We start from the raw sequence: 19,695 nt of genomic DNA on the forward strand, positions 1-19,695 counted from the left end.
TGCTGACATCATTCGCGCCTGATGCCGTCGTGAGACAAGAGAGACAAGAGAGAGCCTCCGATGTCCGACAAGCCCTCCGTGCTGTTCGTCTGTGTCCACAACGCCGGCCGTTCCCAGATGGCCGCCGCGTGGCTGACCCACCTGGCCGGGGACCGTGTCGAGGTCCGCTCCGCCGGCTCCAACCCGGGCGCGGGCGTCAACCCGGCCGCCGTCGAGGCCATGGCCGAGGTCGGCATCGACATCTCCGCCGAGGTCCCGAAGATGCTCACCGTCGACGCCGTCAAGGAGTCCGACGTCTGCATCACCATGGGCTGCGGCGACACCTGCCCGGTCTTCCCCGGCAAGCGGTACCTGGACTGGCAGTTGGAGGACCCGGCGGGCCAGGGCGTCGAGGCCGTACGGCCCATCCGTGACGAGATCAAGGTCCTGGTCGAGGGCCTGATCAAGGAGATCGCGCCGGAGCCCCAGGCATGAGCACTGCCACCGGGCCGGACGCGGCCGAGAAGACCCCTGCGGAAACCACGGACCTCCGCGACGTCATCGTGATCGGCTCCGGCCCCGCCGGATACACGGCCGCCCTCTACACCGCCCGCGCCTCGCTGAAGCCGCTGGTCTTCGAGGGCGCGGTCACCGCCGGCGGCGCGCTGGTCCAGACGACCGAGGTGGAGAACTTCCCCGGCTTCCGCGACGGCATCATGGGCCCCGACCTCATGGACAACATGCGCGCCCAGGCCGAACGCTTCGGCGCCGAGCTCATCCCCGACGACATCGTCGCCGTCGACCTCACCGGACCCGTCAAGACCGTCACCGACAGCGCGGGCACGGTCCACCGAGCCAAGTCCGTCATCGTGGCGACCGGCTCCCAGCACCGCAAGCTCGATCTCCCGGGCGAGGACGCGCTGTGCGGCCGAGGTGTCTCGTACTGCGCGACCTGTGACGGCTTCTTCTTCCGCGAGCACGACATCGTGGTCGTCGGCGGCGGCGACACGGCGATGGAGGAGGCCGCCTTCCTCTCCCGCTTCGCCCGCTCCGTGACCGTCGTCCACCGCCGCGACACCCTGCGCGCCTCCAAGGCCATGCAGGAGCGCGCCTTCGCCGACCCGAAGATCTCCTTCACCTGGAACAGCGAGGTCGCCGAGATCCACGAGGACGGCGGCAAACTCGCCGGCCTCACCCTGCGCGACACCGTCACCGGAGAGACCACCCGCCTCCCCGCCACCGGCCTGTTCGTCGCCATCGGCCACGACCCGCGCACCGACCTGCTCACCGGCCAACTCGACCTGGACGACGAGGGCTACCTCAAGGTCGCCTCCCCCTCCACCCGCACGAACATCCCCGGTGTCTTCGGCGCCGGCGACGTCGTCGACCACACCTACCGCCAGGCCATCACCGCGGCCGGCTCCGGCTGCGCCGCCGCCCTGGACGCCGAGCGGTACCTCGCCGCCCTCGCCGACACCCAGCAGACGGCCGAGCCGGACAAGCTCCCGGCTATCGCCTGAGCGACACCCGAGCACGATCCACGCCCACCTGGTCTGACGCCCCCTCGTGCGCCCTCTGAAGACCCCGGCCCGGGGGCGTGCCGCAGCCTCCATTGACGGGAGGAGATAGCTCAACGAACATTGACTCAATGAACGCTGAGTGGTCTGCATCGACGGTGGCACGCGCGCAACGGCACGCGGCGCTGGGGGAGCCCGCCCGCCTGGCGATCATCGACCGGCTGCTGCTGGGCGACGCCTCGCCCGGCGAACTCGGCGAGGAGCTGGGCCTGCCCAGCAATCTCCTCGCCCACCATGTGAAGCTGCTCGACCAGGTCGGCCTGGTCGAGCGGTCCCGCTCCGAAGGAGACCGTAGGCGCACCTATCTGCGGCTACGCGCGGAAGCCCTGGCCGACACGATGCCCGCCCCCCTGCGGACCGCGCCTCGCGTGGTGTTCGTCTGCACCCACAACTCCGCCCGCTCCCACCTCGCCGTCGCCCTCTGGAAGCGCCACAGCACCATCCCGGCCGCCTCGGCGGGGACCAGGCCCGCGCAGCGCGTACACCCGCGAGCCGTCGCCACCGCGCGCCGGCACGGCCTCTCCCTGGCCCCCGCCCGCACCTCCCACGTCGACGAGACGCTCCGCCCGGACGACCTCGTCGTCGCCGTCTGCGACAACGCCCACGAAGAACTCGGCCCCCGCGTCCCCGACCGCCTGCACTGGTCGGTCCCCGATCCCACCCGCACCGGCACCGACGACGCCTTCGCCGACGCCCTGAGTGATCTCGCCGACCGGGTCGACCGGCTGGCTCCCGCCGTCCGCCCTCCTGGAGGCACCGATGACTGAGACCGCGTCCACCCCGCACCGCAATCTGAGCGTCGACCAGCAACTCGCCCTGCGCACCGCGGCCGGCCACCTGAGCCGGGAGTTCGACGGTGTCTTCGGCCAGGAGACCATCGAACGCTTCCTGCACACCAGCTACGACCAGTTCGCCGGCCGCAGCACCGTCCCCAACTACCTCCCCCTGATCGCCGAACGCTTCGCCCGCCAGCGCCTGCGCGCCCTCGCGAAGGTCGAAGGCCACCACACCGACGGCAAGCCCGTCGTCCTGTTCCTGTGCGTCCACAACGCCGGGCGCAGCCAGATGGCCATGGGTTTCTTCCAGCACCTCGCCGGTGACAGCGCCGTCGCGTGGTCGGGCGGCTCCGAACCCGGCTACGAGGTCAACCCCTCAGCCGTCGCCGCGATGAGCGAACGCGGCATCGACATCTCCCGCGAGTACGCCAAGCCGTGGACCGACGAGGTCGTCCGCGCCGCCGACGTCGTCGTCAGCATGGGCTGCGGCGACGCCTGCCCCGTCTTCCCCGGCAAGCGCTACCTCGACTGGACCCTGGACGACCCCGAGGGCAGGACCGTCGACGGCGTCCGCCCCATCCGCGACGAGATCGAGCGCCGCGTCCGCGGGCTGCTCGACGAACTCGGGGTCCCGGTGCGGAACTGACTGCGGGTGCGGCAGAGCTTGTCGGCCGGCAGCGCTGCGCAGGCCCCCGGAAACGAGGAAGCGTCCGAGCCGACCGAAGTCGACCCGGACGCCGCGTAGCAGGTCAGAAGGGGTTTCCCTTCCCCCGCGCCGGTAGGCCCTGTGGGACTCGAACCCACAACCAATGGATTAAAAGTCCACTGCTCTGCCAATTGAGCTAAGGGCCCAGGCGATGTTGCCTCCCCGAGCATAGCCGGACGTGGCCGGGAGTCCGATCGGGTATCGGTGTCCCGGCCGCGTCGGAGGGCCGTAAAAAGGTTCGCCGGAGAACAGAACGGGCGCAAGATCGGCGGAAGTCGGGCGAGTTGGCCGGGCCGGGCCCCGGAGCCGACCCACGACGGGAGCCCGGCCCGGCCACGGGATCACGTGTCGATCGGCCCCGACGCCCCCTTCCGCCCCGCCTCCCGCGTCACACCGCGCTCGCGCCCCTGCTCGGGGTCGAGGAACCAGTGGCGGGCGGAGACGGCCCACCAGATCGCCGCGAAGCCCAGCACCACGAGCACGGCGACCGGGGCGTAGTTGAAGTTCTCCCAGGTGATCGGGGAGAGCTGCGGGAGCATGAACAAGACGGTGATGAAGAGGACCCAGACCACCGCGATCACGCCGATCACCCGCGACCAGCGCCCCAGGTGCCAGGGCCCGCGCTCGAACGCGTCGCCCTTGCGCAGCCGCAGCAGGGTCGGGATGACGTACGCGATGTAGAGGCCGATCACCGCGATCGAGGTGACGGCGGCGTACGCGGTGACATTGATCAGATACGGGAGGCCGAGGACGAGCGCGCCGCCCGCCGCCAGCCAGACCGCCGCCACGGGGGTGCGGGTGCGGGGGCTGACCGTGTGCCAGACGCGTGAGAACGGCAGGGCGCCGTCGCGCGAGAAGGCGTAGATCATGCGGCTGTTGGCGGTCACGGAGGCCATGCCGCAGAAGAGCTGCGCGCCGATGATGACGAGGAGGAGCAGTTTGCCGCCGGTCGCGCCGAGCGCGTCGAGCAGGATCTGCGCGGGCGGCACCCCCGTCGCCGACTCGCGCGCGCCGTCGTAGGACTGGATGGCGAAGGTGAAGCCGAGCAGGAGGACGAAGCCCGCCACCCACGACGTCCAGATGGACTGGACGATGCCCTTGGGGCCGGCCGTCGACGCGTCGTGCGTCTCCTCGGTCATATGGGCGGAGGCGTCGTACCCGGTGAAGGTGTACTGCGCCATCAGCAGCCCCAGCAGCACCACGTACAGCCCGCTGCCCCAGCCCGTCTCGTTGACGAACTCGGTGAACACGAAGGACGCCGACTGATGGCTGTCGGGGACGATGACGAGCGCGCCGACGATGACGACCACACCCACCACGTGCCACCACACGCTGACGCTGTTCAGCAGACCGACGATCCGGACGCCGAAGGTGTTCAGCAGGCCGTGCAGCAGCAGGATCGCGGCGAAGAGGAGGATCGTGCGGCCCGGTGTCACCTCGAAGCCGAACTCCAGGTTCAGGTACGCCGCCAGGAACGACGCGGCGCCGAAGTCGATGCCGGCGGTCACGGCCACCTGGCCGAGCACGTTGAACCAGCCCGTGAACCAGGCCCAGGCCGCCGCGCTGCGCGGCGGCGCCAGACGGTGCGCCCAGAAGTACAGGCCAGCGGAGGTCGGGTAGGCCGAGCAGATCTCGGCCATGGCCAGACCCACGAAGAGCGTCATCAGCCCGACCGCGACCCAGCCCCAGGTGATCACCGCTGGCCCGCCGGTGTTCATGCCGAAGAGGTAGAGCGTCATACAGCCGGACAGGACCGAGATGATCGTGAAGGAGACCGCGTAGTTGGAGAACGCGGACATACGGCGGGCGAGGACCTGCGTGTAGCCCAGTTGGGCGAGCCGTTCCTCGTCGGACACCGAGACCGACACAGAGTCCGGGACCGAAGCCCCGGCTGCCCCACGGGCTATGTCGTCATCTGTCATGCCCCCAGCAATTCCCGCTCCAGGGACGTGACATGCGCCACACCGTGGCCGAAAACCGGCGGGAGAGGGGGAAGGGCGAGGGGCGACGGAGGGCGCACCGGCGGGACCAAGCCCGAAGGGCCCGTACGACCGGAGTCGTACGGGCCCTTCGCTGTCTCACCTATCGTCAGCCGTTGCGCTTCCAGCGCGGCTTGTCGTCCCGGCGGCCGAAGGACGAGCCGGTGCCGGTGCCGGAGCCACGGTGGTCGTCACGACGGCCGTGCGGACGCTCGTGGCCACCGGAGCGGAAGCCCGGACGGTCGCCCTGGCGGTCGCGGTTGAACGGGCGGTCGCTGCCCCGGTGCCCGCCACGCTCGTCGCGACGCTCGAAGGAACGGCCACCGCGGTCGTTGTCCCGACGGAACCCACCACGGTCGTTGTCACGACGCTCGAACGAACGCCCACCGCGCTCACCGTCACGACGCTCGAAGCCGCCACGCTCGTTGTCCCGGCGGAAGCCGCCACGGTCGTCGCGGCGCTCGAAGGAACGGCCACCACGGTCGCCGTCCCGGCGGTCGTTGTCCCGACGGAACCCACCACGGTCGTCACGACGCTCGAAGGAACGGCCACCACGGTCGCCGTCCCGGCGGTCGTTGTCCCGACGGAAACCACCACGGTCGTCACGACGCTCGAACGAACGGCCACCACGGTCGCCGTCCCGACGGTCGTCACGGCGGTCGAAGCCACCGCGCTCACCGTCGCGGCGGTCGTCACGGCGGAACCCACCGCGGTCACCGCGGTCACCGCGGTCGTAGCCGCCGTGCCCGCTGCCCCGCTCCTCGCGGCGCTGACGCGGCTGGTCGTACGAGGGACGCTCGGCCGGCTGCTCCACGATCGCGACCGGGGCCTCGGCCGTCGCGCCGTCCGCCTCGACGGCGACGGCGGCGGCCTCCGAGGTGGCTGCGGCGACAGCCGCCTCCGGGTCCTCGCCCCGCTCCCGCGCGGCACGCGCGGTCAGCCGGTCGGCCTCCTCGCGCAGCTCCGCGGCGCGGCGCGTGGCCCGCTCCAACTCCTTGCTGAGGTGAGCGACTTCACGCTCGGCCTGCTGCGCGGCGTTGCCGGCGGACTCGGCCTGGACCTCGGTCATCGACCGGGCGCCGGTGATCTCGGCCACCTCGGGGTCGAACGACGTACCGCCCTGGATGATGTGACGCCCGGCGTCGACGCCCGCGTCCTCCATCAGCCGGAAGATCTGGCGGCGCTGGTGCGGCAGGGAGAGGGACACGACCGTGCCCGTACGCCCGGCACGCGCCGTACGGCCGGCCCGGTGCAGGTAGTCCTTGTGGTCCCCGGCGGGGTCCACGTTGAGCACCAGGTCGATGCCGTCGACGTGGATGCCTCGGGCGGCGACGTCGGTCGCGACGAGCGCGTTGACGTAGCCCTTCTTGAAGTCCTCAAGGACCCGGGTACGCGCGCCCTGCGTCATACCGCCGTGCAGCGCGTCGGCCTTCACGCCGGAGTCGCACAGCTGCTCGGCGATACGGTCGGCACCGAGCTGGGTGCGGACGAAGATGATGGTGCGGCCCTTGCGGGAGGCGATCGCGGCGGTGACCGGCGCCTTGTCCTTGGGCTTCACGATCAGGATGTGGTGCGACATGGTCGTGACGTTGCCCTGGGCGCTGTCGACCTCGTGCGTGACCGGGTTGCTCAGGTAGCGCTTGACCAGCGTGGAGATCTCGTTCTCCATCGTGGCCGAGAACAGCATGCGCTGGCCGCCGCCCGGGATCTGGTCGAGCAGCTCGGTGACCTCGGGCAGGAAGCCCAGGTCGGACATCTGGTCGGCCTCGTCGAGGACGGCGATCTGCACGTTCTCCAGGGAGCACGCGCCGCGGTTGATGAGGTCGCGCAGGCGGCCCGGGGTGGCGACGAGGATGTCGACGCCGCGCTCCAGGGCGTAGATCTGGTTGCCCATCGACGTACCGCCGCAGACGACCTTCATCTTCAGGCCGAGGACGTCGCCGTAGGGCTGGAGCGCGTCCGCGACCTGCATCGCGAGCTCACGGGTCGGGGTGAGGATGACGGCGCGCGGCTTGTGCTTCTCGGTGCGGCCGCCGGCGAGCGTCGCCAGGGTCGGCAGACCGAAGGAGAGGGTCTTGCCGGAGCCGGTGCGGCCACGGCCGAGGATGTCCTTGCCGGCCAGGGCGTCCGGGATGGTCGCGGCCTGGATCGGGAAGGGGGTGGTCACGCCGTTCTGCGCGAGCTTGCGCACGACGCCCTCGGGGAGACCGAGGTCCGCGAAGGTGACCTCGGGGGCCGCCGTCTCGGCGGAGTCGTTCTCGCCGTTCTCGGGCACGACGACGTGATCAGTACTGGAAATGGACATGCGTATGCGAAACCTTCCGGAGTCTCGTCGGCACGCGCCCGTCAACTCCGTGATTCGCACACGACCGCCTCTATGCGGTCCGCCACGGCAAGGGAGAGTACGCGCCACACGGCGCGCTCTGCGGTGGCGCCGGGCAAATGGGATCAAACGATCTACCACCATACGCACCCACCACCCCTCAAGGCAAACTGAGCGGATATCCGCAGGTCAGGGGTGACGCGGGAGTTCCGACGGAAGGTGCGGGGGCGGCGCCTCCGGCAGATCCGGGGCGGGACCCCGAAGGCGCGGGGTGATGCGATGTGGCGGATCCAACAGGAGCCGAGGCGCACGACGCCCTGCCCCGCCTCCACGCCCACCCCGAGACCACGCCCACTCCGAGACCACACCCCTTCCGGCCCAACCACCCATGGCCTACGCCGTGTTGCCCGCCTGCGGCGCCGGCTCCCGCTCCACCAGCTGCGCCCCTTGCTCGTGCGCGGACGACGACGGCTCCGCCGAAGGCTCCGGCGACGGCGGTGGCTCCACCGGCTTCGTCGGCTCCGGCTCGGGCGGCACGACCGTCGGCGTGGGAGTGGGCTCGCCCTTCGGCGGCTCGGGCTTCTCCGGCCGCTCCCCCTTCCCCTCGTCCGTGCCCCCCTTGGGCGGCGTCGCCCGGCCGGACGGCTCGGCCGCCCCGGACGCCGACGGGGAGGCGGACGCGGGCCGGGCGGCGGAGGGGTCGGGCGAGGCGGAGCCACGGCGCTTGCCCTGCCCCGACTCGTACCCCGGGCCCCCTCCGCCCGTCACCGCGGAGCCCCCGTCCGGCTTCTCCCCGGCCCGCTGCCCCACGGAGGGCGACGGCCCTGGTTTCCGCCCGTCGTCCCCCACGCTCATACAGCCGCCGGCTGCCGCGACGGCCAGGACCGTGGCGGCCAGACGGACGGATACGTTCAAGGCGCGCACGGCGGCCACCTCCGAGGGGGCGAAAGGGGGAGTCCCCCTGCCCAACTCCCGCCGCCCACAAGAGGACACGCGCGGCGGGAAGCCCCTCCGCGCGTGACGCGGCTCAGAAGTGCCGCACTTCACAGCCCCGGTCGTCCGACGCGCCCCTCCAGCGGCACGGGGAACCGCGCGACCAGCCCCCGCCCGCCCGGACGTACCCCCGCTCCCGGCGCACCCGCCCCCGAAACGGCTATCCGTACCCGAGCGCGTGCAGCCGCGCGTCGTCGATCCCGAAGTGATGCGCGATCTCGTGCACCACGGTCACCTCGGTCTCCGCGACCACGTCCTCCCGCGACTCGCACATCCGCAGCGTCGGCCCCCGGTAGATCGTGATCCGGTCCGGCAGCACCCCGGCGTACCACTCCCCGCGATCCGTGAGCGGAGTCCCCTCGTACAGCCCGAGCAGCTCGGGATCGTCGGCGGGCGGCTCGTCCTCCACGAACACCGCCACGTTGTCCATCAGCCGCGTCAGCTCCGGCGGAATCCGGTCCAACGCCTCGGCGACCAGTTCCTCGAACTCCTCGCGCGTCATCTCCAGCACACGGCCATTGTCATGCACGACCCCCGCGACTCGCCCCCCGCATATCCGTCCTCACCCCCGGGCATACGGCACCAATGGCACGCGTCCCCGCCGCCCCGGCCCCCCGCACCACCGACGCCGACCCGACCGACAACGCCATCGGGACCGCCCTGCGGACCGCTCTCCGCCGCCTCTCCCGGGCCATGCCACGGGCCCCCCGCGCCCTGGCCCGGCACTACCGCTCCCGTCGCACGCACCCGACCCTCGAACTGGTCCACCACCCCCACCCCTGGGGGCGCGCGCTCGGCCTCGTCGCGGTCGTGCTGCTCGGCGCCTGGCTGGGCCTGCTGATCGTCGGCAACGTCCGCACCCCCGTCGGTCCCATGAACACGACGATGACCCTGCGCCCGTCCCTCACCGGCGGCACGAAGATCAACGTCTCCCCGCTCGGCGCCCTGGAACTGCGCAGCCACAACGCCCCCGTACGCCTGGACGTGAACGTCGACCAGCTCGACCCGGAGCGGGCGCAGGCGCTGGTCGACCACCCCGAGCGCATCTCCGGACTGCAGGAGGAGATCGCCTCGGACGTGCGGCACGGCACCGTCGACCTGGCCGTACGGTCGGGCGTCGCCGTCGTCGTCGGGGCCACCACGCTGGGTCTCGCCGTGTTCCGCCGCCCCCGCCGCGCCCTCGCCGCGGGCGGCCTCGCCCTCGTCCTGCTGGCCGGCGCGGGCGGTACGGCCGCCGCCACCTGGAACCCCAACTCCGTCCTGGAACCCAAGTTCTCGGGCCTGCTCTCCTCCGCGCCCTCGCTCGTCGGCAACGCGCGCAGCATCGTCACCGAATTCGACATCTACCAGAAGGAGTTGGCCCGCCTGGTCACGAACGTGACCAAGCTGTACGACGTCACGTCCACGCTCCCCGCGTACCAGCCGGACCCCACGACCATCCGCGTCCTGCACGTCTCCGACATCCATCTGAACCCCGCGAGCTGGAAGATCATCGCCTCGCTGGTGGAGCAGTACGAGATCAACGTCATCGTGGACTCCGGCGACACCATGGACCACGGCAGCGCCGCCGAGAACGGGTTCCTGGACCCGATCGCCGACCTCGGCGCGCCGTACGTCTGGGTGCGCGGCAACCACGACTCCCGCGCGACGCAGCGCTATCTGGAGGGCATCGACCACACGCACGTCCTCGACGAGGGCAAGGCGGTGACCGTCGGCGGGCTGCGCTTCGCGGGGATCGGGGACCCGCAGTTCACCCCGGACCGCTCGACCGAGAAGGCGGGCCTGCCCTCGGAGGAGGTGGCCGGGCGGAAGCTGGCGGACGCCCTGCGCGCGCAGAGGGCGGCGGGCAGCCCCGTGGACATCGCGATCGCCCACAACCCGGACGCGGCCCGGGAGACGGACGGCGAGGTCCCGCTCGTGCTCGCCGGGCATCTGCACCACCCGGAGATGGAGATCCTCGACCGGGGCACCCGTCTGCGCATCGAGGGCTCGACCGGCGGCAGCGGTCTGCGTGCCGTGGAGGGCAAGTACCCCGATCCCATCCAGGCCTCGGTCCTGTACCTCGACCGCGACACCCGGCGCCTGCAGGCCTGGGACGAGATCAAACTCGGCGGGCTGGGCCTGACGACGGCCGAGGTCAGCCGCCACCTGCCGAAGGAGAACCAGCCGGGTGCCGAACCCGGGGACGAGCGCTCCCCGTCCCCCTCCGGAACCACGTCGACGGACGAGCCCTCCGGCGGCCCGTAAACCGTTTTGGCGATACCTCCCGCCATCCCATATGCTTCTCACGTCCCCGACGCGCTGAGAAGCGCCCAGGCGGGCCGATAGCCCTCATCGTCTAGCGGCCTAGGACGCCGCCCTTTCAAGGCGGTAGCACGGGTTCGAATCCCGTTGGGGGCACGCAAGAACGTGTGCGACACTGTCGTACGCCTCTTGGTCCTGTGGAGCAGTTTGGAGTGCTCGCCACCCTGTCAAGGTGGAGGCCGCGGGTTCAAATCCCGTCAGGACCGCTGGTGTTTCACGTGAAACATCGCGGCTGGGTAGCTCAGTTGGTACGAGCGATCGCCTGAAAAGCGATAGGTCGCCGGTTCGACCCCGGCCCCAGCCACATCGAACGAAACCCCCTCCGGATGACCGGTGGGGGTTTTCGTCGCTCGTGGAGAAACCTTGAGGGGGGTTCTTGAGAGGGATCATCAGGGGACTCGTGACGGCCGGCGCCGTCCTGGTCTCCGCGCTCGCGATACCCGGTACGGCCCACGCCGCGGCGCCGGTGGTCAAGGAAGCGGGCAACTCCGGCGACTGGGCGGCCATCGACGTACGTCTCAACCACGGCAGCGCCGTCGGCGAGGACGTCGCGAAGATCACCGCGACGCTCCGCCCCGCCGGAAGTGGCGAGTCGGACGCCCCGGTGGCCACGGTCACCGATTTCAAGCAGACGAACTGGATCAGCAGCTGGGAGGGCGTGTGGTCCTCGCAGCCCGTCCACCTGGACACCCTCGGCGACTACACGATCGACGTCGAGGCCACGACCAGCGCGGGAGAGACCACGGTCCGGAAGGACGCCGGCACCCTGCGGTACCGCAAGCAGCCGGTCCTCCAGGACTTCACCGTCACACCGGCCGCGCCGACCATCGACGACAAGACGGTCACGGTCAGTGGTGACCTCGTCGTACGCGATCCGAGCACACGCGTGACGGAGCCCCTGCCGGGAGCCTCCGTAAGTCTCAGGATCGGCCAGCGCATCGAAACGACCGCCACCACGGACGACAAGGGCCACTTCTCCGTCTCCCGTGAACTGGCGGAAGGCGGCTGGGCCTGGGCCACGTACCAGGGCGACCTCGGGTACGCCTCCACCTCCTGGGTCGACATCACGCCCAAGGCGGCACCGACCCGCTTCGTCCTCGACAAGAGCAGCTTCCACCCCACGGCCGGCGACAGGATCACGGTCTCCGGCACTCTGCAGTACCAGAGCGGCTCGGAGTGGAAGCCACTGTCCGGCATCCCGCTGGAGATGGACCACAAGAACAGCAGCACCTCCAACCCGATCGAGGCGACGACGGGCGCCGACGGGCGCTTCAGTTTCGCCGCGAGCCCGTACCAGAAGACCGTGTACGAGGTGGCCTTCCGGCCGTACCCGTACAACCCCTGGATCCAGCGCACCGCCACCGCCGATGTCGCCGTCGCGGTCACGGCGACGACGAAGTTCCGGGGCTTCACGGCCTCGCTGGACAAGTACGCCGAGCTCAGCGTCTCCGGCACCCTCGGGATCGTCGGGGACGACCACAGCGAGCGGGTGAGCGTCGGCATCCAGTACTCGCCGAACGGCAGGACCGGCTGGACCACCGAGAAGACCGTCAAGACGGACTTCGACTCGCAGTTCCACACCACCCTGCCAGGCCACACGGACGGCTACTGGCGGCTGAAGTACGCGGGTACCAGCACGTACGACGTCAAGGGCACCACCAGTGGCGCCCTGCGCAAGAACCGGGCCCTGACCCGGGTCAACGACGCGAACGCCTCGCCGGAGCCGATCCGCAAGGGCCGGACGATCACCGTCAAGGGTGTCCTCCAGGAGCGCCAGGCCGGGTCGTCGACCTGGAAGGCGTACGCCTCCAAGAAGGTCCAGATCCTCTTCCGGCCCAGTGGCAAGAAGACCTGGTACCTGATGACGACGGTCACCTCGAAGTCCAACGGCTCCTTCAGCAAGGGCTTCACGGCCCAGCAGGACGGGACCTGGGTGCCTGTCTTCCTGTACCCCGACGGCAAGCATTTCGTCGGCAGCGGGAAAGAGGACTACGTCGACGTGCGGTAACGCGCATCACAGGCACACGGCGAGGGGCGGACGCAAAAGCGTTCGCCCCTCGTTTCGTCGAGGTGAGATCCTGGGTTCCGTATGTCTACGCCACCTGCCCCCGCCTTCGGCGCCCTCGCCCCCCGCCTGGCCGAGCTGTCGCTGCGCGACGCGCACCGGCTCGGGCGCAGGCTCGAAGGCGCGCGCAAGATCCGTAAGCCCGAGGCCCGGGCCGCCGTCCTCGCCGAGATCGAGGCGGAGGTCGCCAAGGGCGAGTCCCGCATGGCCGAGCGCGCCGCCCGCGTACCGGCCGTCTCGTACCCCGAGCAGCTGCCCGTCAGCCAGAAGAAGGACGAGATCGCGGCCGCCATCCGCGACCACCAGGTCGTCATCGTCGCGGGCGAGACCGGCTCCGGCAAGACGACCCAGATCCCGAAGATCTGTATGGAGCTGGGGCGTGGCGTACGCGGCATGATCGGCCACACCCAGCCGAGACGCATCGCCGCCCGCACCGTCGCCGAGCGTGTGGCGGAGGAGCTGCGGACGCCGCTCGGCGAGGCGGTCGGCTGGAAGGTGCGGTTCACCGACCAGGTCAACCCGGACGCCACCTTCGTCAAGCTGATGACGGACGGCATCCTGCTCGCCGAGATCCAGACCGACCGCGAGCTGCGCGCCTACGACACGATCATCATCGACGAGGCCCACGAGCGGTCCCTCAACATCGACTTCCTGCTGGGCTATCTCGCCCAGCTGCTGCCCAAGCGCCCCGATCTCAAGGTCGTCATCACCTCCGCGACCATCGACCCGGAGCGTTTCTCCCGCCACTTCGGCGACGCCCCGATCGTCGAGGTCAGCGGCCGTACGTACCCCGTGGAGGTGCGCTACCGCCCCCTCCTCGAAGAGGACTCCGACGACGCCGACCGCGACCAGATCACCGCGATCTGCGACGCCGTCGAGGAGCTGCAGGCCGAGGGCAAGGGCGACATCCTCGTCTTCCTCTCCGGTGAGCGCGAGATCCGGGACACGGCCGACGCCCTGAACAAGAAGAACTACCGCTTCACCGAGGTCCTCCCCCTCTACGCCCGGCTCTCGCACGCCGAGCAGCACCGCGTCTTCCAGCCGCACACCGGTCGCAGGATCGTTCTGGCCACGAACGTCGCCGAGACCTCCCTGACCGTCCCGGGCATCAAGTACGTCATCGACCCGGGCTTCGCCCGCATCAGCCGCTACAGCCACCGCACCAAGGTCCAGCGCCTGCCGATCGAGGCCATCTCGCAGGCCAGCGCCAACCAGCGCAAGGGCCGCTGCGGCCGTACGTCGGACGGTGTCTGCATCCGGCTCTACAGCGAGGACGACTTCGAGGCCCGCCCCGAGTTCACGGACGCGGAGATCCTCCGGACCAACCTCGCCTCCGTCATCCTCCAGATGACCGCGGCCGGCCTCGGCGACATCGAGAAGTTCCCCTTCATCGACCCGCCGGACCACCGCAACATCCGCGACGGCGTCCAGCTCCTCCAGGAGCTCGGCGCGCTCGACCCGGCGCAGAAGGACGTCCGCAAGCGCCTCACCCCGATGGGCCGCAAGCTCTCCCAGCTGCCCGTCGACCCCCGGCTCGCCCGCATGGTCGTCGAGGCCGACAAGAACGGCTGCGCGCGCGAGGTCATGGTGATCGCCGCCGCGCTCTCCATCCAGGACCCGCGCGAACGCCCCGCCGACAAGCAGGCCCAGGCGGACCAGCAGCACGCCCGCTTCAAGGACGAGACCAGCGACTTCCTCGCCTACCTCAACCTCTGGCGGTACGTCCGCGAGCAGCAGAAGGAGCGCGGCTCGTCGTCGTTCCGCCGGATGTGCAAGCAGGAGTACCTGAACTTCCTGCGCATCCGTGAGTGGCAGGACATCTACAGCCAGCTGCGCACGGTCGCCAAACAGATGGACATCCATCTCAACGAGGACGACGCCCCCGAGCAGCACATCCATGTCTCGCTCCTGGCCGGCCTGCTCTCCCACATCGGCATGAAGGACGTGAAGGACGCCGGGGCCGAGAGCGGCAGGGGCTCGGGGAAGAACGAGTACCTGGGCGCCCGGAACGCCAAGTTCGCGATCTTCCCGGGCTCGGCCCTCTTCAAGAAGCCCCCCCGCTTCGTGATGTCGGCCGAGCTGGTGGAGACCAGCCGCCTGTGGGCCCGCGTCAACGCGCGGATCGAGCCCGAATGGGTCGAGCCCCTCGCCGAGCACCTCCTCAAGCGGACGTACAGCGAGCCGCACTGGGAGAAGGACCAGGCGGCCGTGATGGCGTACGAGAAGGTCACGCTGTACGGCGTGCCGATCGTCGCCCAGCGGAAGATCAACTACGGCCGGATCGACCCGGAGGCCAGCCGCGAGCTGTTCATCCGCAACGCGCTCGTCGAGGGCGACTGGCGCACGCACCACAAGTTCTTCGCCGACAACCGCAAGCTCCTCAGCGAGGTCGAGGAACTGGAACACCGGGCCCGGCGCCGGGACATCGTGGTCGACGACGACACGCTCTTCGACTTCTACGACCAGCGGGTCCCCGAGCATGTCGTCTCGGGCGCCCACTTCGACTCCTGGTGGAAGCACAAGCGCCACGAGCAGCCCGACTTCCTGGACTTCGAGCGGGAGATGCTCATCCGGGAGTCGGCCGAGGCGGTCACCAAGGCCGACTACCCGGACTCCTGGCGGCAGGGACAGCTGAAGTTCCGCGTCACGTACCAGTTCGAGCCGGGCGCCGACGCGGACGGTGTGACGGTCCACATCCCCCTCCAGGTCCTCAACCAGGTCACCGACGAGGGCTTCGACTGGCAGATCCCGGGCCTGCGGGAGGAGGTGGTGACGGAGCTGATCCGTTCCCTCCCGAAGCCGATCCGGCGGAACTACGTGCCGGCGCCGAACTTCGCACAGCGCTTCCTGGACCAGGCGGTCCCTCTCCAGGAGCCGTTGCCGGTGACGATGGCCCGCGAGCTCAAGCGCATGGTGGGTGTGCCGGTGACGCCCGAGGACTTCGACTGGTCCCGGGTTCCCGACCATCTGAAGATCACCTTCCGGATCGTCGACGAGCGGCGCAGGAAGCTCGCCGAGGACAAGGACCTGGAAGCGCTGCGGCAGCAGTTGAGGCCGAAGGCCCGCAAGGCCCTCTCGCAGGCCGCCGCGGCCACCGCCGAGCGCCAGGGCGGCGAGTCAGTGGAGCGGACGGGCCTGACGGACTGGACGATCGGCTCGCTCACCCGGGTCTTCGAGACCCGCCGGGCCGGGCAGCCGGTGAAGGCGTATCCGGCCCTCGTCGACGACGGTCCGGCGGCGAACACCGTCTCCGTACGCCTCTTCGACACGGAGGCGGAGCAGATGGAGGCGATGTGGAACGGCACCCGTAGGCTCATCCTCCGAAACATTCCGGTCAACCCTGCGAAGTTCGCGAGCGAAAAGCTCACCAACGCGCAGAAGCTGGCACTGTCGGCCAACCCGCACGGTTCGATCCAGGCCCTGTTCGACGACTGCGCGATGGCCGCCGCCGACAAGCTGATCGCCGACTTCGGCGGACCGGCGTGGGACGAGTCGTCGTACCGGAAGCTGTACGACAAGGTCCGCGCGGAGATCGTCGACACCACGGTCCGCACGGTCGGCCAGGTGCAGCAGGTGCTGGCCGCCTGGCAGGCCTGCGAACGCCGCCTGAAGTCGACCCGCAGCACGGCCCTCCTCGCCAACCTCGCGGACGTACGGGGCCAGCTGGACGCCCTCGTGAAGCCCGGGTTCGTCACGGAGGCGGGGCTGCGCCGGCTGCCGGACCTGATGCGCTATCTGGTGGCGGCCGACCGCCGGCTGCAGCAGATGCCGACCGGCGCCCAGCGGGACACGTCCCGGATGGAGAAGGTCCACGAGATGCGCGACGAGTACGCCTGGCTGCTGGAACAACTGCCCCAGGGGCGGCCCGTGCCCTCCTCCGTCAAGGAGATCCGCTGGATGCTCGAGGAGTTGCGCGTCAGCTACTTCGCGCACGCCCTGGGCACGGCCTACCCCGTCTCCGACAAGCGGATCGTGAAGGCGATCGACGCTGCGATTCCGTGATCGGCCCTGCACACCGGGTGAGTTCGACCCGGGGCCACCGCTCCTGTAGAGTCTCTTCTCGCAGGCCAGCGGCGACAAGGCGCGGACTGCGAAACCTGGTCCTGTGGAGCAGTTTGGAGTGCTCGCCACCCTGTCAAGGTGGAGGCCGCGGGTTCAAATCCCGTCAGGACCGCACGATCGTGAGAGGCCCGCATCCGATGAGGATGCGGGCCTCTTCCGTGTGCAGCGGCGGGCGTTCACCCAAGAACTCGGGACACTGAGGCTGTTGGGCGGGTGCGGGCCACATGGGGCTGGTCGCGCGGTTCCCCGCGCCCCTGGAGGGAGCCTGCGGCCCCTCCCGCGACGCCGTGGGGGTTGACGGCGTCACATTCCGCCGGTACCTCAGATTCAGGGCCCACAGACCCCGGAGGTGGCGTATGGCGGCGACCGCTCGGCACGAGACGCGCGCGTTACTCCGTGCCCACCTGTCGGCCGCCTCCTCGTACCGCCATCTCACCCGCCACTGCCCGATCTGCCACCGCCTGCTGCGGCTGGCGACGGAGCACCCCACCGGCGACGACGGCGCCGAGGGCCCCACGGAGGAGGAGACGCCGGCCAAGGCGTGAGACGCGCCCCGTAGGGAACACACTCGGCGAGGGCGTGTCACGCTCAACTCCCGTCCCCTCTACCGCAGATGCCGCTCGGGCAACAAGGAGCCCGGCATGTGACGGGTGTCACTGAACGAGTTTTCGGAACGCCGGTTCTTACCGGTCCCCTACAACTGGTCAATTTAATATGTGCAATTGCACCAGTCTCCAGGGTCCTGCACAGGAGATCCGACACCCCTCCCCAGAGTCCGACAAGCCCGCGCACAACCCGTCGGTTCCGGACCCGGAACCGCCGATTCCACTGCTTCAGGGCACAAAAAAGATCGCGCTGGACCCGGCGGAGTCCAGCGCGATCTACGACGCACCCTTGGTGCTTGCCTGACGACGACCGGGAAGCCTGCGCCTCCCGGAAAACTCTGTGTGGCTCGGGCGTGGGATCTGTTGGGGCAGAACCCGCGTCGTTCGAAGCTGTTGAGCGGTGCTTTTCAGGCTTCCGGCCGATTGGGGGACCAGCCGAAATGCCCTGTCATGCGGTTGTTCAGGCCTCGCTGCGCTGCTGCGGAATGCCCGCGAGCAGTGCGCGGACCTCAGCCTCGCGGTAACGGCGGTGTCCGCCGAGCGTGCGGATGGACGTGAGCTTGCCGGCCTTCGCCCACCGCGTGACCGTCTTGGGGTCGACGCGGAACATGGTGGCGACCTCAGCCGGGGTCAGCAGCGGCTCGGCATCAGGGGTGCGAGCGGTCATGAGCGGCCTCCTCGGGAGAACCGAACCTTCTCGGTTCTTTCCTCTAAATTCTGCACCTTGACCCGCGTTGCCCGAAATGGCGGACGCGAGTCGAGTCGGTTATAGGACGAACGGCTTGTCCTCGGCACTACAACTACACCATCTGTCCAGCCGCGTCGGCCAAACCGATGGAATTGCCCTCCCAGGTGTTCATCAGCGACGGATGCCGATGGACCATGCCATAGCGGACAGTCACGCCACTGTGACGATCAGTCACAGTGGCGTGCAGGAGTCACGAGACCCCCCAATAGCGTGCAATGCTGAGATTCCACCCTTACGTGGGCAGAAGGAGCCTCCCCCGGGCTCCTTGTCCTATTTTGACACGAGGAGGTGCGTAAGAGGCAAGGCCCGCGTAAGTGCAATCCGTCACGCTTGGCGGCTTCTTGACACAAAAGCCCGGATCGGTGACCTACGTCCCCCGATGACACCCGCAGGTCACTGCGTTGCGTCAAGCTTGGGTCAAGGGTGGACAGTTCACCATGGTTCGGCTTTCGTGGAAAGCCTTTTCCCACCGGCCTCACAAGTCACAAGTACGGACGCGAGGTTGAGCCGGTTCAACCGGTTCGGACCGGTTCAGTTCGCCGAGCGCCGGTCCCGTACCGCCCGCCAGCGCTCGACCAGGCGCCCGTAGGCCTCCCCGGCGGCGAGACCGTCCCCGCCGCGCAGGGCCTCGATGCCCTCGGCGACATCGGCCGCGGAGTGGTCGCCGTCCAGCTCCTCCGCAGGCAGGACGTGCACGAGGCCGCCGTAGTCCAGCTCGACGAGCGAGCGCGGATGGAACTCCTCCAGCCAGCGGCCCACGTCGATCAGACCGTCGATCAGCGGCCCCTCGTCGATGGCGTCCCGCAGGGCCCGCAGCCCCCGTGCCACGCGCCGCCGGGCCTGCACCATGGGAGTGCGATAGCGAAGCACCGGCGAGATCTCGCCGGATCCCTTCTCGCCCGACCCCTTCTCGTACGTGCGCTCCTCGTCCGAGACGAGGACGAACCAGTTCAGCGGCACCTGCCAGGTCGCGGTGCGGATCCACGGCCGGGCGTCCGGGTTGCCGGCCATCCAGCGCTCGTAGTCCTGGCTCGCCTGGTGGCGCACCAGCGGCGGCAGCACCGCGTCAAGGACCGGGGCGGGCAGCTCCTCGGCCAGGTCGCCGAGCGCCTGCCAGCCCCGCAGCCGGGTCCGCCAGGGACAGACACAGACCACCCCGTCGACCTCCAGCACGAAGGCGTCGTCGCTCTCGTGCACCGGCACCGGCACCGGCGGGGTCGGCAGCAGGTCGGCCAGCGAGCGGCGCAGCTCGTCCTGGTAGGAGGGGCGGTCGGGGCGCCGGGCGTAGCGGGCCCAGTGGCCGCGCTCGGGCTCGGGGAAGGCCGCCAGCGGCTCGTACACGCGGAGGTAGGACGCGTACGGGACGATCACCGAGGACACCTTGGGCACGCCTGCTCCCTCCCCCGGCTGCCACCGGGGAAACCTGCCGAACCCGCACACCGGCGAGCCGGAAAACTGTGCGGATCACACCACGCCCGTACTCCGGGTGGGGGGTGATCCTGAGGCTGCGCCGCCGTACGGCGGACGCAGGCTCTAATCTCATGCTCACAGACCCCGCCACCCGTACGGGAGCCTGTC

At 70.0% G+C, this 19,695-nt stretch carries 14 protein-coding genes and 5 tRNA genes; 12 read left to right on the top strand and 7 right to left on the bottom strand.

The window, feature by feature from the left end:
• Positions 1-60 precede the first annotated feature (60 nt).
• The 4 genes from L3078_RS21785 (at position 61) to L3078_RS21800 (ending at position 2,978) form a co-directional block, all read left to right on the top strand.
• Positions 61-474 carry an arsenate reductase ArsC gene (locus L3078_RS21785; protein WP_060905627.1) on the top strand — a complete coding sequence of 138 codons (414 nt, stop codon included), beginning with the start codon at positions 61-63 and terminating at the stop codon, positions 472-474.
• Positions 471-1,499, top strand: coding sequence for a thioredoxin-disulfide reductase (gene trxB, locus L3078_RS21790; protein ID WP_239755676.1), 1,029 nt, complete (start codon positions 471-473; stop codon positions 1,497-1,499). Before L3078_RS21785 ends, trxB begins: the two co-directional genes overlap by 4 nt.
• A gap of 128 nt (positions 1,500-1,627) precedes the next feature.
• A complete protein-coding gene (locus tag L3078_RS21795; protein WP_239755677.1) occupies positions 1,628-2,323 on the top strand; it encodes an arsenate reductase/protein-tyrosine-phosphatase family protein in 696 nt (231 codons plus the stop codon).
• Positions 2,316-2,978, top strand: a complete 663-nt coding sequence (locus tag L3078_RS21800) for an arsenate reductase ArsC (protein ID WP_338059514.1) — start codon at positions 2,316-2,318, stop codon at positions 2,976-2,978. Before L3078_RS21795 ends, L3078_RS21800 begins: the two co-directional genes overlap by 8 nt.
• Before the next feature lie 133 nt (positions 2,979-3,111).
• Here the strand turns inward: L3078_RS21800 and L3078_RS21805 are convergent.
• The 5 genes from L3078_RS21805 to L3078_RS21825 form a co-directional block, all read right to left on the bottom strand.
• Positions 3,112-3,184, bottom strand: a tRNA-Lys gene (locus tag L3078_RS21805).
• Between the two features lie 195 nt (positions 3,185-3,379).
• Positions 3,380-4,960 carry an amino acid permease gene (locus tag L3078_RS21810; RefSeq protein ID WP_239755678.1) on the bottom strand — a complete coding sequence of 527 codons (1,581 nt, stop codon included), beginning with the start codon at positions 4,958-4,960 and terminating at the stop codon, positions 3,380-3,382.
• A 166-nt stretch (positions 4,961-5,126) separates the two neighbouring features.
• Positions 5,127-7,322, bottom strand: a complete 2,196-nt coding sequence (locus L3078_RS21815) for a DEAD/DEAH box helicase (RefSeq protein ID WP_239755679.1) — start codon at positions 7,320-7,322, stop codon at positions 5,127-5,129.
• A gap of 411 nt (positions 7,323-7,733) precedes the next feature.
• On the bottom strand, positions 7,734-8,264 hold the full coding sequence (locus tag L3078_RS21820; protein WP_239755680.1) for a hypothetical protein: 531 nt from the start codon (positions 8,262-8,264) through the stop codon (positions 7,734-7,736).
• A gap of 229 nt (positions 8,265-8,493) precedes the next feature.
• The gene (locus tag L3078_RS21825) at positions 8,494-8,844 is read right to left on the bottom strand and encodes a metallopeptidase family protein (RefSeq protein ID WP_009327618.1); all 351 of its coding nucleotides are present in this window, start codon (positions 8,842-8,844) and stop codon (positions 8,494-8,496) included.
• Between the two features lie 74 nt (positions 8,845-8,918).
• On the opposite strand from L3078_RS21825, the gene L3078_RS21830 reads away from it, so the two are divergent.
• The 8 genes from L3078_RS21830 (at position 8,919) to L3078_RS21865 (ending at position 17,309) form a co-directional block, all read left to right on the top strand.
• Positions 8,919-10,580: a metallophosphoesterase family protein gene (locus tag L3078_RS21830; RefSeq protein WP_420864084.1), complete on the top strand. Its 1,662-nt coding sequence runs from the start codon at positions 8,919-8,921 to the stop codon at positions 10,578-10,580.
• 80 nt (positions 10,581-10,660) lie between these two features.
• A tRNA-Glu gene (locus L3078_RS21835) sits at positions 10,661-10,733 on the top strand.
• A 35-nt stretch (positions 10,734-10,768) separates the two neighbouring features.
• A tRNA-Asp gene (locus L3078_RS21840) sits at positions 10,769-10,843 on the top strand.
• Positions 10,844-10,867: 24 nt separating this feature from the next.
• A tRNA-Phe gene (locus tag L3078_RS21845) sits at positions 10,868-10,941 on the top strand.
• Positions 10,942-11,013: 72 nt separating this feature from the next.
• Positions 11,014-12,645 (top strand): hypothetical protein, encoded by a 1,632-nt coding sequence (locus tag L3078_RS21850; RefSeq protein WP_239755681.1) that lies wholly within the window; start codon positions 11,014-11,016, stop codon positions 12,643-12,645.
• A gap of 81 nt (positions 12,646-12,726) precedes the next feature.
• A complete protein-coding gene (gene hrpA / locus L3078_RS21855; RefSeq protein WP_239755682.1) occupies positions 12,727-16,704 on the top strand; it encodes an ATP-dependent RNA helicase HrpA in 3,978 nt (1,325 codons plus the stop codon).
• 97 nt (positions 16,705-16,801) lie between these two features.
• A tRNA-Asp gene (locus L3078_RS21860) sits at positions 16,802-16,876 on the top strand.
• A 244-nt stretch (positions 16,877-17,120) separates the two neighbouring features.
• Positions 17,121-17,309: a DUF6274 family protein gene (locus L3078_RS21865; RefSeq protein WP_239755683.1), complete on the top strand. Its 189-nt coding sequence runs from the start codon at positions 17,121-17,123 to the stop codon at positions 17,307-17,309.
• Between the two features lie 520 nt (positions 17,310-17,829).
• On the opposite strand, the gene bldC is transcribed toward L3078_RS21865, so the two are convergent.
• Complete coding sequence (gene bldC, locus L3078_RS21870; protein WP_003949541.1) at positions 17,830-18,036, bottom strand: developmental transcriptional regulator BldC; 207 nt, start codon at positions 18,034-18,036, stop codon at positions 17,830-17,832.
• 612 nt (positions 18,037-18,648) lie between these two features.
• Complete coding sequence (locus tag L3078_RS21875; protein ID WP_239755684.1) at positions 18,649-19,506, bottom strand: DUF8083 family protein; 858 nt, start codon at positions 19,504-19,506, stop codon at positions 18,649-18,651.
• Between the last annotated feature and the right edge of the window lie 189 nt (positions 19,507-19,695).

The organism is Streptomyces deccanensis (assembly GCF_022385335.1).
Taxonomy (GTDB): domain Bacteria; phylum Actinomycetota; class Actinomycetes; order Streptomycetales; family Streptomycetaceae; genus Streptomyces; species Streptomyces deccanensis.

Bases quoted from the DNA above. Each gene is read 5' to 3' on its own strand.
- L3078_RS21785 (WP_060905627.1), top strand. From the start codon at position 61: ATGTCCGACAAGCCCTCCGTGCTGTTCGTCTGTGTCCACAACGCCGGC.
- trxB (WP_239755676.1), top strand. From the start codon at position 471: ATGAGCACTGCCACCGGGCCGGACGCGGCCGAGAAGACCCCTGCGGAA.
- L3078_RS21795 (WP_239755677.1), top strand. From the start codon at position 1,628: ATGAACGCTGAGTGGTCTGCATCGACGGTGGCACGCGCGCAACGGCAC.
- L3078_RS21800 (WP_338059514.1), top strand. From the start codon at position 2,316: ATGACTGAGACCGCGTCCACCCCGCACCGCAATCTGAGCGTCGACCAG.
- L3078_RS21810 (WP_239755678.1), bottom strand. From the start codon at position 4,960: ATGACAGATGACGACATAGCCCGTGGGGCAGCCGGGGCTTCGGTCCCG.
- L3078_RS21815 (WP_239755679.1), bottom strand. From the start codon at position 7,322: ATGTCCATTTCCAGTACTGATCACGTCGTCGTGCCCGAGAACGGCGAG.
- L3078_RS21830 (WP_420864084.1), top strand. From the start codon at position 8,919: ATGGCACGCGTCCCCGCCGCCCCGGCCCCCCGCACCACCGACGCCGAC.
- hrpA (WP_239755682.1), top strand. From the start codon at position 12,727: ATGTCTACGCCACCTGCCCCCGCCTTCGGCGCCCTCGCCCCCCGCCTG.
- L3078_RS21865 (WP_239755683.1), top strand. From the start codon at position 17,121: ATGGCGGCGACCGCTCGGCACGAGACGCGCGCGTTACTCCGTGCCCAC.
- bldC (WP_003949541.1), bottom strand. From the start codon at position 18,036: ATGACCGCTCGCACCCCTGATGCCGAGCCGCTGCTGACCCCGGCTGAG.